The 19,293-nt window shown below is 39.0% G+C and carries 3 protein-coding genes and 1 pseudogene; 2 read left to right on the forward strand and 2 right to left on the reverse strand.

Annotation, left to right across the window (positions count from 1 at the left end):
- Positions 1 to 14: 14 nt before the first annotated feature.
- Positions 15 to 12,683 carry an amino acid adenylation domain-containing protein gene (locus AC1M36_RS16490; protein WP_479846049.1) on the reverse strand — a complete coding sequence of 4,223 codons (12,669 nt, stop codon included), beginning with the start codon at positions 12,681 to 12,683 and terminating at the stop codon, positions 15 to 17.
- Positions 12,684 to 14,444: 1,761 nt separating this feature from the next.
- Positions 14,445 to 14,564 (reverse strand): annotated as a pseudogene (locus tag AC1M36_RS16495) (group II intron maturase-specific domain-containing protein); the annotation flags it as partial.
- 1,029 nt (positions 14,565 to 15,593) lie between these two features.
- On the opposite strand from AC1M36_RS16495, the gene AC1M36_RS16500 reads away from it, so the two are divergent.
- Entirely contained in the window at positions 15,594 to 15,821 is a 228-nt protein-coding gene (locus AC1M36_RS16500; protein ID WP_336451716.1) for a mersacidin/lichenicidin family type 2 lantibiotic, read from the forward strand.
- Positions 15,822 to 16,040: 219 nt separating this feature from the next.
- The gene (locus AC1M36_RS16505; protein ID WP_336451701.1) at positions 16,041 to 19,262 is read left to right on the forward strand and encodes a type 2 lanthipeptide synthetase LanM family protein; all 3,222 of its coding nucleotides are present in this window, start codon (positions 16,041 to 16,043) and stop codon (positions 19,260 to 19,262) included.
- The last annotated feature ends 31 nt before the right edge of the window (positions 19,263 to 19,293 follow it).

A 19,293-nucleotide genomic window follows, 5' to 3' on the forward strand; every position in this document is an offset into this window, starting at 1 on the left:
CAATGTAATATAAATTAATTCTTCTCTTCAAAAGCCTCAAAGATATCGTCTAAATCACTTGCGGTCAATTTGGTCATGCTGAAGTCGCTTGGAGTCCTCTCTGTTTCTTCCTTACTTTCACAATGTTTAATCAATAAAGTCAGATAATGTATGAAACGTTCTCCAAAGAATTTTATGCTGCTGCTATAAAAACTCCTCTGATCATAAAGCAATATCATTCTTAGCTGCTGCCCAGAAACATAACTGTTCATTTGAATAGGATAAGGATTCTCATTAATCATACTAATCTGTTTCCCAATCGGCATGTTAAATATCTCATGGTTAAACTGACCTAAGTAATTAAAGCTGATTTCCGGTTTGAGATTAAATTTAAAGTCCGTATCGTTTTCAAGAGCCAAATATTTAATTACCCCATACCCCGCACCTTTATTTGGTATATCGCGAATGTTTTCTTTAACCGCTTTGATTACTGAAGAAAAATGGTCTGAGTCTAGTTCAAAAACAACCGGGAACATGCTTGTAAACCATCCCACTGTTCTGCTTAAATTTACTTTTTCTAACAGATTTTCTCGACCATGACCTTCTAAGGTAACGGCCATGCTGTTCTTGCCAGTCCACTCTTTAACTGCGAGAACAAGTGCAGCAAGCAAAAGATCATTTATCTCTGTCTGATAGGCCTGATGAGCATTTGTTAAAAGGATTTTAGTTTCTTCTTCACCCAGACAGAATTCTTCTAATTGAGTATTCCCGTAGAGAGAAGTCCCCGTAACACTTTGATCTTTTGGAAGAGGCGGGACAATTTTCGACTCTAATTTTCTCCAATAAGGAATCTCTTTTTGAAGCTTTTGGCTCTTTGCATATTTATATAGCTCTTTCGCCCAAGATTGATATGAAGTCGTTTTAGCAGGAAGAACTGATCCTCCTTCATCATGCAGATACGAAAAATCCTCCAAAATAATACGCCATGAAACACCGTCAACAACCAGATGATGGATGACTATCAGAAGATAACTACCTTCTTCGGTATTGAAGATAGCAAGTCTTACAAGCGGCCCCTCTGAAAGGTTAAGACTGCCCTGTATCCGTGTTGCTTCCTTCTCTATCAAGGCCTCTGCATTCTCCGCTCCATAAAACTCCAGCACTTCAATAGTTAAATCTATACCTTCCAGTCCTCTGTTATACTGTGAAAAAACTTCACGTGAGAAAACCATGCGAAGGGCATCATGGTGCTCACAAATCTTCTGCATGCTATCCTTTACGGCTATAGGATTCCAACGCTTTTTCCGGAAAAGCATCATGGATTGATTAAAGTGTCCTACTTCATGATACTGCTGAGAAAAAAACCATTTCTGCACTGGCGTGAGCGGAACATCCCCCTCAATCAATCCTTGTTCCTCATTAGCCTGGCTAGACTGTAAATAAGGGATCAAATCCGATATGGAAGGATTCTTAAATAAGTCCTTCATATCGAATTTCAACCGATGTTCATGAAGTTTTGCCGCAATCTGAATAGCTTTAATTGAATCTCCTCCTAGTTCAAAGAAATTATCATGGATACCAACAGCCTCAATCTGTAGGACCTCTTGCCAAGTTTGAGCCATTATTTTCTCCAATTCTGTTTTAGGTGCAGTGTAATTCTCAGCGCTCTTCTTTAATTTCGGCTCAGGTAGAGCTGCGTAATCAAGTTTTCCGTTTAAAGTGAGCGGAAAAGAGTCTAGCTCGACAAAAAAAGCAGGTATCATATATTCTGGTAGAGTTCTCAATAAATGAGCCCGTAGCTCTGAAACGCTCCATTCTTTGTTTGAGATCAAATACGCACAGAGGTTCAAGTTTCCGTCCTCAGTTTTTCTTGAAGAAACAATAGCTTCTTCAATTGAAGGATGGGCCAATAAGCAAGCTTCAATCTCTCCCAGTTCGATTCGGTAACCCCTTATCTTGACTTGGGAATCCTTCCTTCCTAAATACTCTAAATTTCCGTCTGGAAGCCAACGAGCGAGATCTCCTGTCCGATACATTCTTTGTCCAATCTCAAAAGGATTTGTCATAAACTTCTGACATGTCAACTCTTCCATGTTTAGGTAACCCCTTGCAACTCCTGTACCGGAGATGTAGAGTTCGCCTGGCACTCCTGCTGGCAAGAGATTTATTTGATTATCAAGTACATAAGCTTTTGTAAGTTCTAAAGGTGCTCCTATATTGCTGATATAAGATGTTTCAGCTGGATTCATCACTTTATATGTGGCATAAACTGCTGTTTCAGTTGGGCCGTACATATTAATAATCTGTGTATCAGGATAAACCTGTCTCCATTGCTCCAGTTGGTTGGGATATAGGGCTTCTCCGGCCAGCATAACTTTCCTTATCTTCAAGTTGTAGAAAGTTCTATTAAGTTCCGCAGACATTGGAACGAAGGAAGACGGTGTCTGACACATAATAGTTACCTTCTCTTTTTCCATAATTGTTAGAAGCTTTTCTGGGCTTCTGCTATCCATTTGAGATATTACAACCAGCTTTCCTCCCCTCAGCAAAGAACCGAAGATTTCCCATACTGAGACGTCGAAACAATAGGAATGAAAGAATAGCCATATATCTTCTTCATCAAAATCAAATATGTTATTTTGATTACAGAAAAGACGTACTGCATTCCTATGCTCCACCATTACCCCCTTTGGCTTTCCTGTGGAACCTGAGGTATATATCAGATACGATAAATCTTCTGCTGAAGCAGTTTCACTCAGATTATGAACTTCAAAAGATGCAGCTAGAATATCATCGATTTTCAAAATACTTCCATTAAATTCTGTAGGAACAAATGTAGAATTAGTACAGACTAAAACCTTTGATCTGCTGTCATTGAGCATGTACAATATTCTATCCTCAGGATAGCTCGGATCAATCGGCATATAGGCTGCACCCGCTTTTAATACCCCTAAGATAGCTACAATCATGTCAATGGACTTTTCGAATAACAACCCTACAATCTGATTTTTTCCGATCCCTTTATTCCTTAAAGCTCTGGCCAGCTGATTTGAACGTGCATTAAGAGCTCTATATGTGATTTGCTCGTTGCCAGAAACAATTGCAACGTTGTCAGGGCTTTTATTCACCTGTTGCTCAAACAAGCCATGCAGAGTTTCAACTTTCGCCTGCTGAAACCCGGTCTGATTAAACTTTATAAGAACCTCCTGTTTTTCACTTTCTGTAGCCAGTTGGATATGACCAATCAGGATATCAGGATTTTTTAGAATCTGATCAAGAATATGAATGTAATGGGTAACCATTCTTTCCACAGATTGTTTTTTAAACAGACGAGTGCTGTATTCTACCGACAAACGGAGATTTTCAGTTTCATCTATAACCCAGCTAAGGTCGAACTTTGATGTATCCATTTCTAACTGCATTACGTTAAGTTGTAGTCCATCATGATCCGTTTGAAATTTCTCCATGTTCTGAAGAATGAACATTGTATCAAACAAAGGATTTCGATTTAACACACGTTGGAGCCCCAGTTTTTCGACCAATTCTTCAAATGGATATTCACTATGTTCTTGTGCAAGAAGCACCTCATTTTTCACCTGATTTAAAAATTCGCTAAATGATTGTCCAGCATTTGATTTATGACGTAGCGCCAGAGTATTGACAAACATGCCGACTACTTTTTCCGTGTCTGAGTGAGAACGCCCTGCAATCGGTGAACCAATCACAATATCATCCTGACCTGTATACTTATGCAGAAGAACATGATAGGCTGCCAGCATAGTCATGTAAAGAGTCACATCTGATTGAGAAGAAAAAAGTTTAATCCTTTCCGTAAACGCTCTACTAAAATCCATCTGCAGCAAATCACCGTCGAACTTCTGTACCTGTGGTCTCGAATAATCAGTATGCATATCCAGCACAGGAATTTCGCCTTCAAAACGTTTTTTCCAGAAAATCTCTTGACGCTTTAAGGAGTCAACTTGACTCTGTTGCCAAACCGCATAATCCTTATATTGGATAGTCGCCTCTTGAAGCTCCCGTCCGTGATAGAGATCATAGAACTCCTGAAGCAGTATATTTACAGATATTCCATCTGAAATGATGTGATGAAAATCAATCATGAGTATATGCGATTCAGCATTAATCTGTACTAACTGCGACCTTAATAGAGGGGCACAGCTTAAATCGAATGGTCGAATAAACTCTTTTTTAAGAGTATCAATATTTGGATCCTGCGCAATGACATGCACCAGCGGCCAATCCAAATTATTATGAATTTTTTGTACAAGCTGTTCTTCTTCGAAGTGGAATGATGTCCTTAAAATTTCATGTCGTTGAATTAGACAGTTTAATGATTCTTGAACCTTTTCAAGGTCCAGCTTTCCATCTACTTTTAACAGTATTGGAATATTATAATGAATTCCCTTTTCCTCCATCATCTGCAAAACATAAATTCGTTTCTGCGCAAAAGAAACAGGATAGTACTCTTTTTCGGTAGTACGCCTAATTGCCTCAAAAGAGCTTTGAGACTGCTCATCGATATGTTGAGCTAGCTTTTTAACTGTTGGGAAACTAAAAATTCGCTTCAGACTTACTTCTGTTCTCATAATTTTATGAATTCTGGCTGAAAGAATCGTAGCTTTAAGAGAGTGCCCTCCAAGTTCAAAAAAATTATCATTCAGGCTTACCTGCTCTACCTGCAAAATTTCCTTAAATATTTCGGCCAGCGCCTTCTCTGTATCCGTGACAGGTTCTACATAAAGCTTTGTTCCCTTATTTTTACTTCTTTCTGCGGGAAGCCTATTTTTATCCACTTTTCCATTTGGAGTAAGCGGAAGCTCCTCAAGATAGGAAAAATGAGTTGGAATCATGTAAGCTGGCAAGTGTTCTGCCAGATACTCGCGCAAAGAAGCTTCCAATACCTCTCCCTTCCAGACGATATAGGCACAAAGGTAAGAATGCCCCTGACTGTCTATTTTCATAGTGGCCGCCGCCTCGCGGACCGCTGGAAATTCTTTTAGTCGACTTTCAATTTCTCCAAGCTCAATCCGGTGACCTCTGACTTTCACTTGTTGGTCTATTCTTCCCAAGTACTCAAGGTTTCCATCTGGCATCCAGCGGACCAGATCCCCCGTCTTATAGATTTGATCGCCAGGCACGAAAGGATTCTCCAAAAAACGCTCTTCTGTCAAGTCTGGTCGATTCAGATATCCGCGGGAGACTCCGTCTCCTCCGATAACCAGCTCTCCAGGAATCCCTTCCGGTTGAAGCTGACCACTAGGGCTTAAAACATAAGCCGATGTATTACTAATTGGCTTCCCAATCGGCACCGTATGGAGGTTAATCATAGACTCAGTAACAGGGCAAGCCGTGGCAAACACTGTTGTTTCGGTTGGTCCGTATACGTGAATGAGCCTGTCTTCTCCCATTGCCCTCAATGCTTTTCGCACATGTTTGACTGACACCATTTCACCGCCAAACAGGAGCTTTCGCAGCCCTTTTAGACTTTCAAGATCCACATCCACAAGCGTGTTGAATAGCGCTGTTGTCATGAACGAAATTGTTACCTGTTCTTCTTGGATTAGGCGTGAGAGCCGGAGAGCATCTCCAACCGTTTCCTTCGGAACGAGCACCAACCGCGCTCCATGAAGAAGTGATGCATAAATATCAAAGGTAGAACCGTCAAATGCATAATTGGACAACTGAAGGAACCGGTCAGTTTCTTTCACTTCTAAATAGCCGTTGTTAATGATCGTCCGGATGACATTCCGATGGGTAGTCAGATTTCCTTTCGGTTTCCCAGTAGATCCTGAAGTATAGACAATATAAGCTAAGTCTTCTGGCCCGGAAGCCCTACCTAGATTGGAAGAATCCCTTTCTTCTAAAGCTTCCTCAATTGTAAGAACCTTCCCTTCATAGGTGTCCGGAAGAACGCCTCCGTGAAGAATTACAAGTTCGGTTCCGCTGTCATCAATCATATATTGAATCCGTTCCGCCGGATAACCTGGATCGATCGGAAGGTAAGCAGCACCAGATTTAAGAATGCCCAGTATACCTGCAATCATTTCAAACGAGCGCTCCGTGAGAAGTCCGACCTTCTGCCCTTTCTTTACTCCCTGTTTTACCAAGCTACGTGCAATCTGATTAGCCATTCTGTTGAGTTCCTTGTATGTGAGAACCTTATTTTCAAACACCAAAGCGACATTATTAGGTGTTTTTGCTGCTTGTCCTTCAAAAAGTTGAGTTACAGTACGATCTTTCGGAAAGTCCACCGAAGTTTCATTAAACCGTTTAAGTAATTTGTCTATTTCTGCTTGTTCCAAAAGAGCAAGGGTGGAAATTTCACTTTGAATATCTTCAGAAAGCGCCTCTAAAATAAATTGAAAATACCTTAATAACTTTTTTAAGACAATCTCTGAGAAACCAGACACCACTCTTATTTCAAATCGGTCGAATGTAGTTGACACGGAAAAATCAAATAATGTATTCGTTTTCTCATAACTATTAACCCCATATGATAAAGGCGAACCTTCCAATCCGTTATACACATGAAAATCTACAAAATTAAAAACGGCATCAAAAATAGGATTTTCATTTACTTCTGTTCTCCCTATCAGCTCAGCAATTTTTCTAAAAGGAAAACGACCCTTGCTCTTTAAATCCACATGCTTACGGTGGACTTTCGTAAGCAGTGATTGCCATGTTCCAGATTCATCTATCTCTATGCGAAAAGGTGTTGTATTCAGGAAACAACCAAGTACCTTCTCTGCATCCTGTGTAACTGGCCTCGCATTCTCAATCAATCCTATCGTCAAATCATTTTCATAGGTAATCATCCGCATCATAAACAGATAGGCTGTTAAGCAAAGTATCTTTAGAGTCGTTCCTTCTTCCTTAGCAACTTTCTTCAATCTCTGCAGTAGGTCAGAGTCGAGCTCCATAATATAAGCTCCCACTTCTTGCTCAGCTCCATATGGAAGTTCAAGCCTTTTAAAATCTGACAACTCCTGCTGCCAATAGGTCGTTAGGTCTTCTTGCTGTGAAACAACCATCTGATCCACTACATAATCCTTATAGCTACTCTTCAGTCCTACCAATTCCACAGGGCCGATTTTTAACCTGAAATATACATCTACCAACGCTGTCATAAACGAGGCAACACTCCAGCCATCCATAATGGCATGATGGACTATCCAAGCAAAAGTGACCTGACGGTCGTTTAACCTATATACACGAAGCCTCCAAAGGGATCCCCCTTTTAGCTCAAACGGATTCTGACGATCTTCCAAAAGAGAACGCTCAATAAAATCCTCCTGCTCTTTTTCTGTATATACTGATAGATCATGCTCTATAATATCGACTGGAACTGACTGGTAGACAACTTGAAGAGGCACAGGTCCTTCATCTAAGAAAAAGCCCGTTCGTAAAATTTCATGTTTATTCATTAATAAGGTCATAGCTTCAGTTAATTTTCCCAATTCAAATGAATCATCCTCTAGCTGATAAACAAGTTGGTCGTGATAAAGCGCCTTTTCTGGATTTCTCATAGAATAAAAAACCATTCCCTGCTGGATATCACTCATTGGATAAACATCTACTACTTTATGAACTAGGGAAGTGTGTTCCTCAAGGAACCTGTTCTTCAGGTCCTGTAGTTCTTTTCTTTTTTCTATACGTTTACGTTCTTCTTCCAGTGAACCATTTTGTATACCAGCATACGCGACTAGCTCTTTTATAGTTGGATGTTCATACAAATCTTTGATCTGAATAGTCCAGTCCATTTTCCTGTTCATAAGACTAATCAATCCGATTGCTTTAATAGAGTCTCCCCCCAGATTGAAAAAGCTGTCACTTATGCCAAGGGAGGTACCTAAAAACTCTTCCCAAACAGACCGTATACGGCCTTCCAACGGATTCCGGGGCTCCTCATGGATAGTGCCTTTCACTTCTGGGGCCGGAAGCCTGTGACGGTCTACCTTACCATTGGCAGTGAGTGGCATCATTTCAAGCTGAATAAAATAAGAAGGAATCATATAAGACGGAACTTTTTTAGCCAAATCCGCTCGAAGCTCAAAAGTACTCAATTCCTCTTCAGCCGTATAGTAGGCGGCCAAAGCTTGCCCTTGTTCCTCTTCGAAGGCTTGTACAAAAATTTCTCTGATTCCACTACAAAGAAGTAGCTGGGTTTCAACCTCTCCTAATTCAATACGGTGCCCGCGGATTTTGACCTGGTCATCCATTCTTCCAAGGTACTCCAGGTTTCCATCTTCCAGCCATCGGGCCAGGTCACCTGTTTTGTACATCCGCTCTCCTGGTTGAAACGGATTTTCGACAAAGCGCTCTTCCGTTAGCTCTGGACGATTCAAATAACCTCTAGCCACACCTTCCCCGGCCACATACATTTCACCGCCAATTCCAACGGGTAGGAGGTTCTTCTGTCCATCCAGCACATACACCTGAAGAGTGGGAATCGACTTTCCAATATTGCTGATGTTAGTCTCGATTTCTTTTTCAGTAATTTCCTTATACGTGACATGAACAGTCGTTTCCGTAATCCCGTACATATTAATCAACTGCGTGGAAGGATAGGCTGCTTTCCAGTCCTTCAGCTGTAGAGGAGATAGCTTTTCCCCCCCAAAAATGACTTTGCGGACAGGCATCTCGGCTGGCTTCATCTTTTTCATCTGGTGAGAAAGCTGATAAAACGCCGTAGGCGTCTGGTTCAAGATGGTCACCTTCTCTTTAAGTAGAAGCTCAGCAAAAGCCTCCGGATCCCGAGCCACAAAAGATGGAACAAGAACTAGCCGGCCTCCATACAACAAGGCACCATACATTTCCCAAACTGAAAAATCAAAACAATAGGAGTGGAACAATGTCCAAACATCTTCTTCCGAGAAATCAAAGAGATTCTGATCGTTAAACAAGAGACGTACCACGTTCCGGTGCTCCACCATAACTCCTTTCGGCTGTCCAGTAGATCCCGAGGTATAGATGATATAAGCCAAGTCTTTCGGACCAGCTTCCACTTCCAGATCCGAAGGATCTTCTTTCTCCCATTCCCGTTTCCAAAGCCCTAGTACCTGTCCGGAATAATGGGCGGGAACGTCTTCTGCATACTGGACAATCAACTTTTCGGCCCCGCTATCTTCAAGCATATAGCGGATTCTTTCCTCCGGATAATCCGGATCAATCGGAAGATAAGCTGCACCCGCCTTTAATATACCGAGGATACTTATAATCATCTCGGGTGAACGATCGACTAGAAGGCCTACTATCTGTTCGCGACCTACCCCCTGCTTCTGAAGAAGGCGGGCCACTTGGTTAGATTTTCTATGTAGTTCACCATACGACAAACAATCTTCTCCCAGAGTTAAAGCAATCTTGTCTGGCGCCTTATTAGCCCGCTCTACAAAAAGACTTACCAATGTTTTTTCCTGAGGATAGTCAACTTTCTGGTTATTAAACTGATGCAGAAGAGAAAATGTTTCCTCATTTTCGAGAAGCTGTTCATTCCTAAACCGCTGATCTAAATTATCAATCAAAATGTATAAAGCACGTTCAAAATAGCCTAAAAGTCTTTTAATAGTTAAATCCGAAAAAGAAGAAACAATCCTGATTTCAAATTGATTTAGAGTTGTAGAAATTGAAAAATCAAATAAAGTATTGGTTTTTTCATAACTCTCTTTTCTAGGGGTTATGGAATGCTTCTTGATATTTTCATATGTGTGAAAGTCTATGAAATTAAATAAAATATCAAAAACAGGGTTATCCAAAGCACTTGAAGCACCTATAGCTTCCGATATTCTTTTAAAAGAAAGACGTCCAAATTTTTTCTTATCAATTTGTTTTTTATGAACTTTCCTTAATAGCGTCTCCCAAGTCTCTTCTTTATCTATAGAAATCCTAAAAGGAATTGTGTTTAAAAAACAGCCGAGCATTTTTTCAGCATCCTCAGTAACCGGCCTTGCGTTCTCAACCAAACCTATAGTTATATCACTTTCAAACGTGATCAACTTCATTACAGAGAGGTAGGCAGTCAGACACATTGTTCTTATAGTAGTCTTCTCTTTTTTAGCAACTCGTTTAAGTTGTTGAAGAAGTTCTGGATTTAGCATTTTAGTAGTTGTTTTAGTTTCCTGTGTAGCTTCAAATGGAAGTTGAAGCCTCTTAAAATCTTCCAACTCCTTCTGCCAGTAAGTCGTTAAATCTTTCTGCTGGGAAACAATCATCTGGTCCACTATGTAATCCTTATAGTTGCTCTTCAGTTGAGACAGTTGTACAGTACCAGCTTTTAACTTGAAATATACGCCTACTAACTCCGTCATAAACGAGGCAACACTCCAGCCATCCATAATGGCATGATGGACTATCCAAGCAAAAGCGACCTGACGGTCGTTTAACCTATATACCCGAAGCCTCCAAAGGGGTCCCTCTTTTAGCTCAAACGGATTCTGACGATCTTCCAAAAGAGAACGCTCAATAAAATCCTCCTGCTCTTTTTCTGTATATACTGATAGATCACGCTCTATGATATCGACTGGAACTGACTGGTAGACAACTTGAAGAGGCACAGATCCTTCATCTAAGAAAAAGCCCGTTCGTAAAATTTCATGTTTATTCATTAATAAGGTCATAGCTTCAGTTAATTTTCCCACTTCAAATGAAGTATCCTCTAGCTGATAAACAAGTTGGTCATGATAAAACGCTTCTTCTGGATATTTCAAAGAATAAAAAACCATTCCCTGCTGGATATCACTCATTGGATACACATCAACCACTTTATAAGCTAAAGAGACGTGCTCCGCAAGGAACTTACTCTTCAAATCCTGCAATTCTTTTCTTTTTTCTATTCGTTCCTCTTCCAGTGAAAAACTTTTTGCACCGGCATACGCGACTAGCTCTTTTATAGTTGGATATTCATACAAATCTTTAATCTGAATAGCCCAGTCCATTTTCCTATTCATAAAACTAATCAATCCGATGGCTTTGATAGAGTCTCCTCCCAGATTGAAAAAGCTGTCAGTTACACCAAGAGAGGTGCCTAAAAACTCCTCCCAGATAGACCGTACACGGCCTTCCAGCGGATTCTGGGGCTCCTCATGGATAACACCTTTCACTTCCGGAGCCGGAAGCCTGTGGCGATCAACCTTACCATTGGAAGTGAGTGGCATCATTTCAAGCTGAATGAAATAAGAAGGAACCATATAAAATGGGACTCTTTTGGCCAATTCCATTCGGAGTCCCGAAGGACTCAATTCCTCTTCGGCTGTATAATAGGCAACCAAAGCTTGTCCCTGTTCCTCTTCAAAAGCTTGTACAAAAACTTCTCTAATTCCGCTACAGAGAAGTAGCTGGGTTTCAACCTCTCCTAATTCGATCCGATGGCCACGGATTTTAACCTGGTCATCCATTCTTCCAAGGTACTCCAGATTCCCATCTTCCAGCCATCGGGCCAGGTCACCTGTTTTGTACATCCGCTCTCCTGGTCGAAACGGATTTTCGACAAAGCGCTCTTCCGTTAAATCCGGCCGGTTCAAATAACCTCTAGCCACACCTTCCCCAGCCACATACATTTCACCACCAACTCCAATAGGTAGGAGGTTCTTCTGGCTACCTAGCACATACACTTGAAGGGTAGGAATCGGCTTTCCAATATTGCTGATGTTAGTCTCAATTTCTTTTTCAGTGATTTCCTTATACGTGACATGAACAGTCGTTTCCGTAATCCCGTACATATTAATCAACTGCGTGGAAGGATAGGCTGCTTTCCAGTCCTTCAGCTGTAGAGGAGATAGCTTTTCCCCCCCAAAAATGACTTTGCGGACAGGCATCTCGGCTGGCTTCATCTTTTTCATCTGGTGAGAAAGCTGATAAAACGCCGTAGGCGTCTGGTTCAAGATGGTCACCTTCTCTTTAAGTAGAAGCTCAGCAAAAGCCTCCGGATCCCGAGCCACAAAAGATGGAACAAGAACTAGCCGACCTCCATACAACAAGGCACCATACATTTCCCAAACTGAAAAATCAAAACAATAGGAGTGGAACAATGTCCAAACATCTTCTTCCGAGAAATCAAAGAGATTCTGATCGTTAAACAAGAGACGTACCACGTTCCGGTGCTCCACCATAACTCCTTTCGGCTGTCCAGTAGATCCCGAGGTATAGATGATATAAGCCAAGTCTTTCGGACCAGCTTCCACTTCCAGATCCGAAGGATCTTCTTTCTCCCATTCCCGTTTCCAAAGCCCTAGTACCTGTCCGGAATAATGGGCGGGAACGTCTTCTGCATACTGGACGATCAGCTTCTCGGCTCCGCTGTCATCAAGCATATAGCGGATTCTTTCCTCCGGGTAATCCGGATCAATCGGAAGATAAGCTGCACCTGCCTTTAATATACCCAGAATACCTACAATCATCTCAACCGAACGATTAACCAGGAGACCCACTACCTGTTCGCGGCCTGTCCCCTGTTTCTGAAGAAGGCGAGCCACTTGGTTGGATTTTCTATGCAGTTCACTATAAGACAGGTTATCTTTTCCTATTGTCAAGGCGATCCTGTCTGGTGTCTTCATAGCTTGCTCATGGAAAAGATCTACAATTGTTTTTTCTCGCGGGTATTCCGCCATGGTATTATTGAAATCTACTAATAACTTCTGTTTCTCCACGTTTGATACAATACTAATTTCCGAGAGTTTAATTTTCGACAACCCCTTCCATTAACCTTTTATAATATTCAAGAAAACGGTAAATAGTTTCTTCTCCTAAAAGAGTAGTGTTGTATTCCAGTCCTAGCAAAAAAGAATTTCCCAGTGATAAATATGTAAAAGAAAATCAAATTTGGATGTATAATTACTTTCAACTTACAAACCAATCTTCAGATCACCAATTTTGTAATAATCAATGAGTTCATTTTGATAAATGAACATCGTCTGAAATGATGGTGATATACTGTGGATTAGCCTGTATAGAGGTGCAGCAGCAATGAATAAAGAATAAATTTGTAAATATAAGGTGTAACATTTATTCTTTTACAATGTTGATGAATTTTTTCCAAAAGAGACTCTATCTGCATTTCCTTCATGAGTGAGTACGACTGCTTTTCTGGAATTATATAGAAATTCAATACAAGAAATCTTACATCTATCATTTTTCAATATTCAATCTTTTAAGAGAAGCAGCTCTCCTATCGAAGATAAAGTGGTTCAACCAATTAACGTATTATAAATACTGAAACTCAATCCTTTTAAGTGATGCTTCCCTTCCGTTTCTAAGCTGCTGATGTGTCCCTATGAGTTCTTTTTCAAATAAATTAGTGAATCACCCGTCAGTAATTATATGATTGACAGATTCATCCAGAATGGAATAGTCCCTGTCAATCATATAAATTTTTATACAAATTAATGAATCGTGTAACAAATCAAAAGGCGTATCAGCTTTTTTAGATAATCTCTTGCTTTTTAGATTCTTTGTTTCCTTCTACATAAGAAAAAAGAACCACAACGCGAATGGTAAATTGATAATTCTGATAATATAACATTGAGTTGTCACCAAATATTTCAAAATGAATCTGTTAATTCTCATGTCTATTTACCATTTATTGCTCCTTTAAGTACTCCACATGCAGTAATTCTTTAAAATGAGGGGTAAATGTGGAGGTATAGAAAGAAAAGTATGGGACTTTCTAATACACAAACTATAGACTTGTCTGCAAAGGCATCAAAAGAGTTCATCTCTTTTAATTTCATTAGAGTGCAGAAGTTCGGTATCATTATAATTGCAAAATAGCAAATTGATCTTTGCTTCCTCATTTGGAAGCAGAAAAACAAAACACCGGAAAGCTCTCATTAATATCTCAAGTAGAATACTGGGAGCGTCTTCAGTAAGCGAAATATCATTCTGGTAAAACGCTTCTGAACCGCATCCATGATCCATAGATTCTAAAGACTTGAACCGAGATACATTCTATGAGGAAACCGTAGAAAGACCTCCTATTCTGAGAGCAGTTTTAGTATTACAAAATGTAATTTTAAAATACTTTACATCGTCCATACTTCTTAGTTTTTCTTTTAAGACTTCAATAGTTTTAGAATCCCCTAAATATTCGACCTCCCTCAAAATATAAAAAACCGAATAATTTTATATAAAAAAACTACATTTTTCTCAATACAAGTAAAAGTTTACCACTATTTATTAACTTTTGAATAGAGTTTTTTTATATTATTAGTAATAATTTAAATATTAATAATAAATTTTAAATAAAATATAAAATCCCAACATATAATCAATTGAGATAGAGGTAGGAGACTAACTTCTGTCGGCCTCAAACCACCGTACATACGGTTCCATATACAGCGGTTCAAAATTATACGCAATTGTTCATAATCTTATCCTTAGGCTCTTCAATCCTTGTTTTCGCAGTATCCCTTTCAAAAAACTCTCTATTTGTATGCTTTCTCTCCAGCACCTAATTATTTCCTTAGATTTTCGACTCCACTTCTTCGGTTCTTCCACTCCTTCCATAGAATCATTCTCAGTCTACGTGTAAACCCACCTTCAAGTTCTTTTAGTTTCGATGGTGTATCCATGAGTTTGTAGTATCCTCATTCAATAAAGTACTAATTCAATTCTTTTATTCGGTTTTCCATCTTTATATATTACTTTCTTAACATCATTTCCCGAGTTCTGCTTTGGATCTTAAAATACTTATTTGGAAAATACTGTTTTTTAAAATTTATCTAGAATAATATTAGATAAAAGCAGAATCAATGGACCACCGTATACAAAATTTATCATAAGCCTCCTTGTGAAGTTCCTTCTGTGTTTAGGTTGACTAATCCGTGTCCATTATTCCTGCTTGTAGGTATGTATAGATTAATCTAAGATGCTTAATCTTTTGAGAGTGTGTCATCATAGATCATAGGTCTGTCATAGTTTTACCTTATCGAAGAATTTTTCAAAATCTATGTCTATTACCACCTATAACCTTCTTCTATATAAACTTGCTCCAATCTGATTACATCATGTGAACGTTCCCCCAGACAAAATTCAAGACTTAGAAAAAAAACGGAGCGTATATACTCGTTAGAACTTTGGAAATAGACTGTTGAAAAGAAAGCTTACCGCCTTCCTTCAGACTATGATATACCCTTATCTTAAGCTACAGCTACTATCACCCTTACCTTACAGTCCAGATCTTCACCTAGGTCGGGTACAAAAAACTTTCAGCCAGTTTGCCAACAGCTCCTTAAGTGTCAAATGCATATGTAACAGATCATTTTCCCAAAATAAAAATATAAAATATAAAATGCAATTATATATTTTATATATAAATCACTGTATTTCTCACTATAAAAGAGGTAATTTCACAAATGATAAAATCATCTAATACTGAAATCTCCCAGCTAAGTGCCCTACTCTTTCAACAGCAGAACTTAGCAAAATACCAGTAATCCTCCCTGCAGGGAATGCTCTTACAAACCTTTCATCTGGCCTACCAATAGCTCTTAAGTGTCAAATACATATATAACGGATAAAATTTAAAAATTTCAAAAAATATAAAATATATATTGCTTTTTTATATAAAATGTTATAAATTTACTTCGAGGGGGGTGAATTACATGAATGATAAAATTATCCAATACTGGAATGATCCAGCTAAACGTTCTACTCTTTCAGCAGCAGAACTTAGCAAAATGCCAGTAAATCCTGCAGGAGATGTTCTTGCAGAACTTTCAGACGCTGATCTTGATAAAGTAGTGGGTGCTGCTGGTTGTGGTGGTACTTGTACATGGACAAAAGATTGCTCAATTTGTCCATCATGGTCTTGTTGGAGCTGGTCTTGCTAATAGCATAAGCTGTTCGAATCACGATCAGATGATTTAAACAGCTAGCACTATTACAAAAATACTTATTTCAGTTCTTTGCAATACCTTTAGAAAGAAGATAGCATTGCTATCTTCTTTCTAATTCTAAAGGTATTTTATATTTTTACATGATACCCCCAATCCTCTATTATTATTCTTACATAATTATTAAAGATTTTATTTACATATAGGAGTGATCCCATGCTTGCAAATCAAGCTTTAAAAAAGGCATTTTTCATAGAAGAAAGAGTCCAAAAGAGCACAACTAGTAATCTCGCTCAAGAAATGCAGCCTGATGACTATTCTAATCTCCGGATCAGCAACTGGATAGACGGGATAGGCAAAAACGAAGATCTCTTTTTAAAAAACTTACATTTACATAATATAGAACACAAGGATTTATATAAAATAATGATAAGTAATAACTATGACTTCGATTCCAGTGCTGAGTGGCTTGCTATTGTTGGTGAATTAGAAAGATTTAATCATCAGGAACCGGAATTGCCACACATTCTCAAAAAAATAATTACTCTTAATCCAAATGAGCCAATTGCTTTTTTTAATTTTTTACTCCCCTTTTTAAAAATTGGGGTTGAGAGAATAGAAAAAGCAGTTTCATTATCTGAAAAAAAACATGGTTTCTCATTATCAAAAGAAAAGGTACTTTTCCAGCTTGTGCGTAATTTGGCCGAAACACTCAGCAAAGTGAGCTTCCGAACTCTAACTTTGGAATTGAATATAGCAAGATTAAAAGAGCTTCTTGTCGGAGAAACACCTCAAGAGCGTTATAAATATTTTTCCTATACACTTTTAACCGATAAAAATTACTTAGCACAACTTTATAAGCAATACCCTGTCTTAGTAAGAATTCTTTCAGGAAAGACAATTAGATGGGCAGATAATTTTGCAGAAATTTACGATCACCTTCTACATGATAAGAAGACAATCGAACAGCATTTTTTTAATGGTACTCCTATAACGGCCATGGAGGATATAAAAACGAACATCTCCGATTCACACAACGGCGGGAAAGGAGTAGTTATCATAGAGTTCAACGGTAACAGGAATCTAGTGTATAAGCCAAGGCCTTTAAAAATCGATGAACAATTTCAACAGCTTTTGTGCTGGTTTAACGAACTAAAAGAGAAAAAATTGGAGCTTCTACCTATCACTCTACTAGATAGGGGTACATACGGCTGGAGTGAGTTTATAGAACATAAAGAATGCTCAACCGAACAGGAAGTAAACAACTTTTATCGTAGAATGGGATATTATTTGGCACTTTTATATTCTATAAATGCTATTGATTTTCACAACGAAAACCTGATTGCCAGCGGCGAATATCCAATGCTAATTGATCTAGAAACTCTCTTTAATCAAGATGCCGTACAGTCAACCGAGTCAGTTACTGCTCAAGAAGTAGCACTTAAAACACTAAGTCAATCTGTTTTGGCTACCAATATCCTACCAGTTTTCACGTTATTCAATAAAGCTGAGGGACGGGGCCTCAACATAAGCGGGATGGCTAACGGTGAGGAACAGATTTATCCTTCCAAAGTACCAGTTATCCAGTCGAATAACACAGATGAACAAAAAGTAGAACGTGGATACATTAAAATTCCTGCCAGCTCAAATTATCCAACATTAAATGGTAAAAAAGTAAGTGTCACTATGTATATAGATGACATGATGGCAGGATTCAAGGAAGCCTATGATTTACTGGCCGCGAACAAAGATTGCCTAAAAAATGAGATCAGCCGATTTAAAAATACAAAAGTAAGGCAGGTATTGCGGGCTACTAACAGATACGGAAACCTTCTCGCTATCAGCTATCATCCGGACTATTTACGGGATGGCCTAGACAGAGAGATGCTTTTAGGAAAATTATGGCTTGATACAGAAATGCAACCAGAATTAAAGCAGGTTCTTCTCGCGGAAAAAGCAGACTTGTTGGAAGGAGATATTCCGTATTTTACAACAGAACCAGGACAACCCCATATCTACGACAGCCACGGGCGTTGCTATGAAAACTACTATAAAACAAGTAGCTTGGCAAAAACACTCGAAAAAATAGATGGGCTTGGTCCAAAAGATTATGAAGAACAGCTACAAATTATTAAACTTTCAATGCTGGCACTTGAATCATCTCCATCAGATAAAAAGTCAAGTTACATCCCTTCCATTCCGGATAACCAAATAGATCGAGATCCGTTCTTAGAAGAAGCAAAAAGAGTAGCGGATTACCTGATAGACAAGTCTATACAAGGAACAAATAATGGACAAGAGGATGTCTCTTGGATTGGGACTCGCCTTACTGACAATGCAGAAAGCCTCTGGAGAATTGCTCCTCTAGGGAATGATTTATATGATGGAATAAGCGGTATTGCTCTGTTTTTTGGTTATTTATATAAATATACTAGAGATTCGAAGTATAGGGCCTATATACAAAAATGTTTACCTCCTATAAAAGACTCTCTTCAGGAGATATTAGCTTATCCTAAGTATGCTTCATTAGGCGCTTTTACTGGAGTATTATCTAATATTTATACGCTTAACCACCTAACAAAAATATTAGATGAACCTTCCTTAATGGAAGCTGTAAATAAAGTGATGCCAAAGCTCATTGAATCTATTCCATATATACAGGAAGTGGATATTATAGATGGTTCAGCAGGCTCACTTATTGTCTGTCTAGATCTTTACAAACAGACAGGAGATGAAATCTTCTTGGAAGCATCAAAGAAATTCGGAGAACATATTCTTCAAAAAGCTATACCTCAAACTATAGGCATTGGTTGGAAGATATCCGTCTCCGAAGATGCATTACCTGGTTTCTCTCACGGAACTTCTGGTATTGTTTGGGCCTTGCATGAACTTTATCAACTGACCGGGGAGCAAATGTTATATGATACCCTCAAACAAGGATTAGCTTATGAACGAAGTCTGTACATGGAAGACAAAAAGAATTGGGCCCTCCCAAGCGCTGCTGAGCTGCCTCAACTCCCTTGTGCTTGGTGTCATGGAGCATCGGGTGTAGTTTTATCTCGTCTGCTATTGAAAGAGGCAGGTTACTCCGATTCTCTTATTGACATTGAAATCAGAGACGGTTTAGAGACCATTATAAAAGAAGGATTCGGTAGAGACCATTCCCTTTGTCATGGAGATGTAGGAAATTTAGATGTGCTGTTGCTGGCAAGCAAAGTACTTAAAGAGGATATTTGGAAACAGTACAGCTATGCAGTAGGAGAACATGTATTGGATGAAATTCAACAAGGTGGTTGGAAAAGCGGTCTCCCTCAGTACCTAGAAACATATGGTGCAATGGTAGGCATTTCAGGTGTCGGCTTAGGACTACTTAAGCTTTATGATATAAACGGGGTTCCTTCAATAACTCACTTAGAATCTATAACAGCACTAAAATAAGTTTTGAATTTCAACTACCTATAGCTCTAGA

It is taken from the genome of Bacillus sp. Medicinal_06 (assembly GCF_056711665.1).